This is a genomic window from Asanoa sp. NPDC050611 (assembly GCF_040654855.1).
In the GTDB taxonomy this organism is placed as follows: Bacteria; Actinomycetota; Actinomycetes; order Mycobacteriales; family Micromonosporaceae; genus Asanoa.
Genome location: NZ_JBFAIU010000371.1, coordinates 1 through 6,971, shown reverse-complemented (window position 1 = coordinate 6,971; position 6,971 = coordinate 1). Strand labels below are relative to the sequence as shown.

7 protein-coding genes are annotated in these 6,971 nt (G+C 72.5%); 3 read left to right on the top strand and 4 right to left on the bottom strand.

Annotation, left to right across the window (positions count from 1 at the left end; all coding sequences use genetic code 11):
- Nucleotides 1-362, top strand: a 362-nt coding sequence (locus tag AB0H87_RS35345; RefSeq protein ID WP_360155948.1) for a CHAD domain-containing protein, incomplete at its 5' end; no start/stop codon positions are given.
- Nucleotides 350-1,234 carry an NUDIX hydrolase gene (locus tag AB0H87_RS35340; protein ID WP_360155945.1) on the top strand — a complete coding sequence of 295 codons (885 nt, stop codon included), beginning with the start codon at nucleotides 350-352 and terminating at the stop codon, nucleotides 1,232-1,234. The genes AB0H87_RS35345 and AB0H87_RS35340, both read left to right, overlap by 13 nt.
- 52 nt (nucleotides 1,235-1,286) lie before the next feature.
- On the opposite strand, the gene AB0H87_RS35335 is transcribed toward AB0H87_RS35340, so the two are convergent.
- The 4 genes from AB0H87_RS35335 to leuC form a co-directional block, all read right to left on the bottom strand.
- On the bottom strand, nucleotides 1,287-3,170 hold the full coding sequence (locus AB0H87_RS35335) for an endonuclease/exonuclease/phosphatase family protein (protein WP_360155942.1): 1,884 nt from the start codon (nucleotides 3,168-3,170) through the stop codon (nucleotides 1,287-1,289).
- A 154-nt stretch (nucleotides 3,171-3,324) separates the two neighbouring features.
- Nucleotides 3,325-3,873, bottom strand: coding sequence for an HU family DNA-binding protein (locus AB0H87_RS35330; protein WP_360155939.1), 549 nt, complete (start codon nucleotides 3,871-3,873; stop codon nucleotides 3,325-3,327).
- A gap of 183 nt (nucleotides 3,874-4,056) precedes the next feature.
- Nucleotides 4,057-4,644 carry a 3-isopropylmalate dehydratase small subunit gene (gene leuD, locus AB0H87_RS35325; protein ID WP_360155936.1) on the bottom strand — a complete coding sequence of 196 codons (588 nt, stop codon included), beginning with the start codon at nucleotides 4,642-4,644 and terminating at the stop codon, nucleotides 4,057-4,059.
- 26 nt (nucleotides 4,645-4,670) lie between these two features.
- Nucleotides 4,671-6,125 (bottom strand): 3-isopropylmalate dehydratase large subunit, encoded by a 1,455-nt coding sequence (gene leuC, locus AB0H87_RS35320; RefSeq protein ID WP_360155933.1) that lies wholly within the window; start codon nucleotides 6,123-6,125, stop codon nucleotides 4,671-4,673.
- Nucleotides 6,126-6,174: 49 nt separating this feature from the next.
- On the opposite strand from leuC, the gene AB0H87_RS35315 reads away from it, so the two are divergent.
- Nucleotides 6,175-6,861 carry an IclR family transcriptional regulator gene (locus AB0H87_RS35315; protein WP_089254997.1) on the top strand — a complete coding sequence of 229 codons (687 nt, stop codon included), beginning with the start codon at nucleotides 6,175-6,177 and terminating at the stop codon, nucleotides 6,859-6,861.
- The last annotated feature ends 110 nt before the right edge of the window (nucleotides 6,862-6,971 follow it).

The following is a 6,971-nucleotide window of genomic DNA, read 5'->3' as shown; positions in this document are numbered from 1 at the left end:
GCGTCGACGGCGCCGCCGACCTCGACCCGCTGGCGGCCGACGAGCGCTGGCACGCGGTGCGGATCAACGGCAAGCGGGCCCGGTACGCGGTCGACGCGGTCGCGGCCGTGATCGGCGGCCCCGCCGCGAAGCTGGCCAAGGCCCTCGGCAAGGTGCAGAACCTGCTGGGCGAGCACCAGGACGCGGCGGTCGCGGCCGACACCTGGGTGGCGCTGGCCGCCGAGGCGGGCGACGCCGATCTCGCGGTCGTCGCCGGCCGGCTCTACGAGCGGGAACGCGCCTCGATCCGCGCGGTGCGGGCCGCTTTCCCAGAGGCATGGGCGGTCGCCGCCGAACCGACAAGGACGCGATGGTTGCCGTGATCCGGGCCGCGGGTGGCGTGGTCTGGCGGCCGAAGGGCGACGGGGCGGAGATCTGCCTCGTCCACCGGCCGCGGTACGACGACTGGTCGCTGCCCAAGGGCAAGCTGGAGGCCGGCGAGCACCCGCTGGCGGCCGCGGTGCGCGAGGTGGCCGAGGAGACCGGTGTGCGCGCCGTGCCGCAGGTGCGGCTCTCCAGCGTGAGCTACACGGTGCGCGAGGGCTTCCCGAAGACCGTCGACTACTGGTCGATGCGGTACGCCGCCGACGATCCCACCGTGGAGGTCGACGCCGACGAGGTCAACGGAATGCGCTGGCTGCCGGTCGAGGACGCGCTGGGGCTGCTGACGTACTCGCACGACATCCGGGTGGTCCGCGACTTCGCCACCCTGCCCCGGGTGACCGTCGTGTGCGGGCTGGTCCGGCACGCCCACGCCGGCAAGCGCAGCACCTGGTCCGGCCCCGACTCCGCGCGACCACTGGACGGCGACGGCAAGGAACGGGCGACGGCGTTGGCTCCGCTGCTGGCCCCGTTGCGCCCGGGCCACCTCGTGTCGGCGACCCCGTTGCGGTGCGTGCAGACCCTCGAGCCGCTGGCGGATCTGCTCGACCTGCCGATCGTCGCGGACTCCGCCCTGGACGAGCCCAAGCCGGGCCAGGACCCGGTCGAGAAGTCGCTGTCGACGGCCGGCCGGCTGGCGGAGCTGGCCGCGGCGGGCTCCGACTTCGTCGCCTGCAGCCAGGGCAAGGTGATGCCGGGCGCGCTGGCCCGGCTGCTCAACGGCGGCGGCTCGGCCGACTACCACACCCCGAAGGGCGGCGGTTGGCTGATCGCCTTCTCCGCCGACGGGGCGGTCGCGGCCGATCAGCTCTAGGCCACGCTCCTGTTCGGCCGTCCTGGTTGATCTGAGCGGGCCGCAGCACGGGTTATCCGGCGACCGTCAGGCTGGCCGAGACCGGCAGGTGGTCGGACGCCTCGGTGCGCGGTGCCTCGACCTCGGTCACGCCGATCTCCGGTGAGACCAGCAGGTGGTCGATCTGCTCCTTCGGCGCGTCCGCCGGCGACGTGGGCAACGGCCGGGCGTCGGCGAACCCGTCGCGCAACCCGGCGTCGGTGAACACGGTGAACGCCTCGTCCCCCGGCTGGGTGTTGAGGTCGCCGCCGACCACCAGCGGGCGGCCGGCGGCGAAGCCACGCGCGAACGCGGCAACCTCGCGCGCCTGGCTGACCGGGCCGCCGTCCGGCGGCGGCTGCAGGTGGGTGGAGACCACCGCCAGCTCCGTGCCGCCGACGTCGAGCACGACGCCGAGGGCCTGCGCGCCCGTCGGCGCACCGACCGCCTCCAGCCGGCTCGTGGCCGTGTAGACGACCGGCAGCCGGGACAGCACGGCGTCGCCCCACACCGCGTCGGCCGCCGGCGCGAACCGGTAGGCCATCCCCAGCCGGTCGGCGAGCAGGGCGAGCGTGTCGTGGCCACCGTTGAGCAACCAGGCCCGGTCGACCTCGCTGAGCAGCACGACGTCGGGCCGGCGCGCGCCGATCGCCGCCGTCAGGCCCGCGAGGTCGAACCGCCCGTCGAGCCCGAAGCCCATCCGGATGTTGTAGGCGACGAGGCGGACCACCCCTGGTGTCGCGGTCTGTGCGGTGCCCCGCGCGCCGGTGGGCATCAGCAGACCCGCGGCCAGGGTGGCCACGACCGCGACCGTGACCGGCGGCAGCGGCCAGGACCGCGACACCTCGATCCGGGGGTACGGCGGCCGTCCGGCGACAACCGCCGCGACGACCGCGACCGCCGGTGGCACCCAGTCGTTGGGGTAGCCGATGTCGTATGAGGCGTAGTAGAGCACCGCGGCGACGGCGAACAGCATCATGCCGCCGACCGCCGCGAAACCGCGTTGCCGCGCGCCCGTGGCCGGATCGCCTTTGCGCAGGCCCGACGCGCACAGCACCAGGCCGAGCCCGAGCGCCGTCGCGGGGATCGCCGCCACCAGGCCGGCGCCCCACGACAGCGCGAACGCGGCCGCGCCCCCGGTGAGGGTGACGGCGGCGGCGACCGCCACCACGGCGTTCGGCCGCGGCAGCAACGCGCCCGCCGCGAGCAGACCGACGGCGGTGGCCGACAGGGCGGCGCCCGGCAGCGCGGAACCCGGGCCGGGACCGGCGATCCCGGCCTCCTCGCCGAGCGCGTAGGAGACGGCCGTGCCGGCGAGCGCCGGCGAGCCCGCGACCATCGTCCACAGCAGCAGGACCGGACCGACGACGAACCAGGCTGCCGGACCGGGGGCCGAATCCGTTGTGTGGATGGTCACCGCGGGCAGAAGAACGCCGAATGCCAGGCACAGCAGGGCAGTCACCGACCAAGCGAGCGCGTTTCCCCGCCATGTCAGGTCGAACGTGCCGACCGCCGCGTGCATCGCCGTGCCCGCGGCGAGGCCGAGCACCAAACCGTGCGCCGGCGTCGCGCCCGCGACGGCGGTCGCGGCGAGCCAGACCAGGCCGGCGAGCAGACCGCCGCTGGCCAGATAGAGCTGTGCGGTGCCGCCGCCGGTGGCCAGCAGGCCGAGCCGGCAACCGGCCAGCGCCAGACCGGCGACGACCGCGACACCACGGGGCCCTACCGGGCGCAGCAACGGCACGACGACGAAGGCGCCCACGAACCACAGCAGCGCGAAGCCACCCATGAGCTCGGCCGGCGTCGAGGCGGCCTGCCCGAAGATGGTGATGATCGACGGCAGCCAGACGCGCAGCACGTCGGTCAGCAGGACGACGCCGAGTGCTGTCCCGGCTGCGGTGAGGAATGGGCGGCGCACCCGAGAGATTCTCGTCAGTGGTCCCGGTCACGTCTACCGCCGGACGGGTCCACACCGGACGCCACCGGGTCACGGTTACGAAACCGCCGAGGGCGCCCACCGACTCTGGTGGGCGCCCTCGGCGCTGTTGTGTCAGTTGCCCTCAGGCGTCAGCTCAGCGGGCCCGCTTGGCCGGTGCCTTGCGGGCGGGCGCCTTCTTCGCCGCGGCGCTGGTGCGCGCCGTGGTGGTCTTCTTGGCGGCCGCGGTGCTCGTCTTCTTGGCGGTGGCGGCCTTGCGGGCGGTGGTGGTCTTCGCCGCGGTCGACTTGGCGGCCGTCTTGGCGGGAGCGGCCTTCTTCGTCGCGGTGGCGGTCTTCTTGGCGGCCGCCGCCTTCGTGGCGGTGGTGGCCTTGGCGGTGGTCTTCTTGGCGGCGGCGGCCTTCGGCACGCGGCCGGCGGCAACCATCTCCTTGAAGCCCGCGCCGGCACGGAATGCCGGGACGGACGTCTTCTTGACCTTCACCGCTTCGCCGGTGCGCGGGTTGCGGGCTGTTCGGGCACCGCGAACGCGCTTTTCGAAGACACCGAAACCGGTGATGGCCACCCGGTCGCCCTTGGTGACCGCCTGCTGGACCTCGGCGAGGACCGCGTCGAGCGCCGCCGTCGCCGTCTTCCGGTCCCCCAGGCGAGCGGCGAGCGCCTCGATGAGCTCGGCTTTGTTCACAACTTCCCTCCGATGTTTGCATGGCCTCAACGCGAGCCATTCTGCGCGCACCGTATGCCCATTGTCATCGGTACACAAACATCTCGCCGAAAAAAGTCGTTGTGTCGTAACGGATTCGCCCCCTCCGGTGGAACCGGAGGGGGCGAATTCCGCGTTCAGATCGGCCGTTGGGCCGAGAAAGGCCTAGCCGATAGCCGGCAGAAATGCCGGTCGACGCTGCTCATACTCCGTGATTTCCGCCTCATGGCGCAAGGTCAGGCCGATGTCGTCCAGCCCTTCGAGCAACCGCCAACGGCTGAAGTCGTCGAGCGGGAAAGCCCAGACCCGGTCACCCGCACGGAGTTCCCGCCGCTCCAGGTCGACGGTCACCTCGGTGGTCGGGTCCGCCTCGACCATTGCCCACAGCTCTTCCACAGCCGGCAGTTCGAGCTCGACCGGCAGCAGGCCCTCCTTGAGGGCGTTGCCACGGAAGATGTCGCCGAACCGCGGCGACACGACGGCGCGGAAACCGTGGTCCCGCAAGGCCCACACGGCGTGCTCGCGCGATGACCCGGTGCCGAACTCGGGACCCGCGACGAGCACCGTTCCGCCGGCGTACGCCGGGTTGTTGAGCACGAACGACGGGTCCTCGCGCCAGGCGGAGAACAGGCCGTCGGCGAAGCCGGTGCGGGTCACCCGCTTGAGGTACACCGCCGGGATGATCTGGTCGGTATCCACGTTGGACCGGCGCAGCGGGACGGCGGTGCCGGAGTGCACGGTGAACTTGTCCATCTTCTCTTCTCCCTTTGTCGCCGACGTCACAGGTCCGCCGGCGACGCCAGCCGGCCGCGGACAGCGGTGGCGGCGGCGACGGGTGGCGAGACGAGGTGCGTGCGGCCGCCACGACCCTGGCGGCCCTCGAAGTTGCGGTTGGAGGTGGACGCGCAGCGCTGGCCCGGCGAGAGGGTGTCGGGGTTCATGCCCAGACACATGGAGCAGCCGGCGAACCGCCACTCGGCGCCCGCGTCGGCGAAGACCTTGTCGAGGCCCTCCATCTCGGCCGCCTCGCGGACCGCCGCGGAACCCGGGACGACGAGCATGCGCACGCCCTCGGCGACCCGGTGACCCCGGATCACCTCGGCCGCGGCGCGCAGGTCCTCCAGCCGGCCGTTGGTGCACGAGCCGACGAACACCACGTCGACGGCGAGGTCGCGCATCGCGGTGCCGGGGGTCAGCGCCATGTATTCCAGCGCCCGGGTGGCGGCCACGCGCTCCGCCTCGGTGTCGAAGTCGTCCGGTGCCGGCACGCTGCCGTCGAGCGCCACACCCTGGCCCGGGTTGGTGCCCCACGTGACGAACGGGCTGATCCGGTTGGCGTCGAGGGTCACCTCGGTGTCGAACACCGCGCCCTCGTCGGTGGGCAGGCTGCGCCAGTAGTCCAGTGCGGCGTCCCAGGCGTCGCCCTGCGGCGCGTACGGCCGGCCCTTGAGATACGCGTAGGTGGTCTCGTCCGGCGCGATCATGCCGGCCTTGGCGCCCCACTCGATGGACATGTTGGCGATCGTCATCCGCCCCTCCATGGAGAGGTTGCGGATCGCCTCGCCCCGGTACTCCACGATGTGCCCGCGGCCGCCGCCGGTGCCCACCTGCGCGATCAGCGCCAGCACAAGGTCTTTGGCGGTGACGCCGGGCGCGAGCTCGCCGACCACGTTGACGGCCATGGTCTTCGGCGTGGACTGCGGCAGCGTCTGCGTCGCCAGCACGTGCTCGACCTCGCTGGTGCCGATGCCGAACGCCAACGCGCCGAACGCGCCGTGGGTGGCGGTGTGTGAGTCGCCGCACACGATCGTCATGCCGGGCTGGGTGACGCCGAGCTGTGGGCCGATCACGTGCACGATGCCCTGGTTGTCGTCGCCGAGCGGATGCAGCCGGATGCCGAACTCCGCGCAGTTGCGGCGCAGGGTCTCGATCTGGGTACGCGACGTCGGGTCGGCGATCGTCAACGGATCACCGCGCCGGAGGTTGAACGCCGGGTTGGTGTAACCCGTGGGCGTGTTGTGGTCTTCCGTCGCGAGCGTCAGATCGGTGCGCCGCACGGCGCGGCCGGCGGCGCGGAGGCCGTCGAACGCCTGCGGGCTGGTCACCTCGTGCAGCAGGTGCAGGTCGATGAAGAGCAGATCCGGCTCACCCTCGGCGGATCGCACCACGTGAGCGTCCCAGACCTTCTCGGCCAGGGTCCTCGGCGACGTTGGCTTCGGCGTGACTCCCACCATCTGGACATCCTAAATTCTGGGAGGTATGTTTCGGCTTGTGGGACACAGTATGAGCGGTGTCGGCGTCCTCGACAAGGCGGTGGTGATCCTCGCGGCCTGTGTCGACGGCGCCAGCCTGGCCGAACTCGTGGAGCGGACCCGGTTGCCCCGGGCCACCGCGCACCGTCTGGCGCAGGCGCTGGAGATTCATCGCATGCTCGTGCGGGACACACAGGGGCGCTGGCGCCCCGGCCCGCGCCTGGGCGAGCTGGCCAACGCGGCGCCGGACGTGCTGCTGACGGCCGCCGAGCCGCTGCTGTCCGCATTGCGGGACGCGACCGGCGAGAGCGCGCAGCTCTATCTGCGCCGGGCTGACGAACGGATCTGCGTCGCCGCCGCGGAACGTGCCAGCGGCCTGCGCGACACGGTGCCGGTCGGCTCGGTGCTGCCGATGACGGCCGGCTCCGCCGCACAGATCCTGCTCGCCTGGGAGCCGCCGGAGGCCGTCATGCCCCTGCTGCCTCGCTGCAAGTTTACCGGCCGCACGCTGGCCGAGGTCCGGCGTCGCGGGTGGGCCCAGAGCGTCGCCGAGCGGGAGCCTGGTGTGGCCAGTGTCTCGGCGCCGATCCGCGACCGCACGGGCCGCGTCATCGCCTCGATCAGCGTCTCAGGACCGATCGAACGCCTCGGCCGCCGCCCCGGCGACCGGCACGCGATGGCCGTGGTCCGTGCGGGGCAACGGCTTTCGGGCCTATAGGACCCTTTGCTCTGCATCCATATACGCATCACGCCGGTCGGGGTTCATCGCCTGCCACCCCCTTCGGGACGCGATCTCCAAACCTAGCTCCGCTTGTGTGTCCGCTCGTA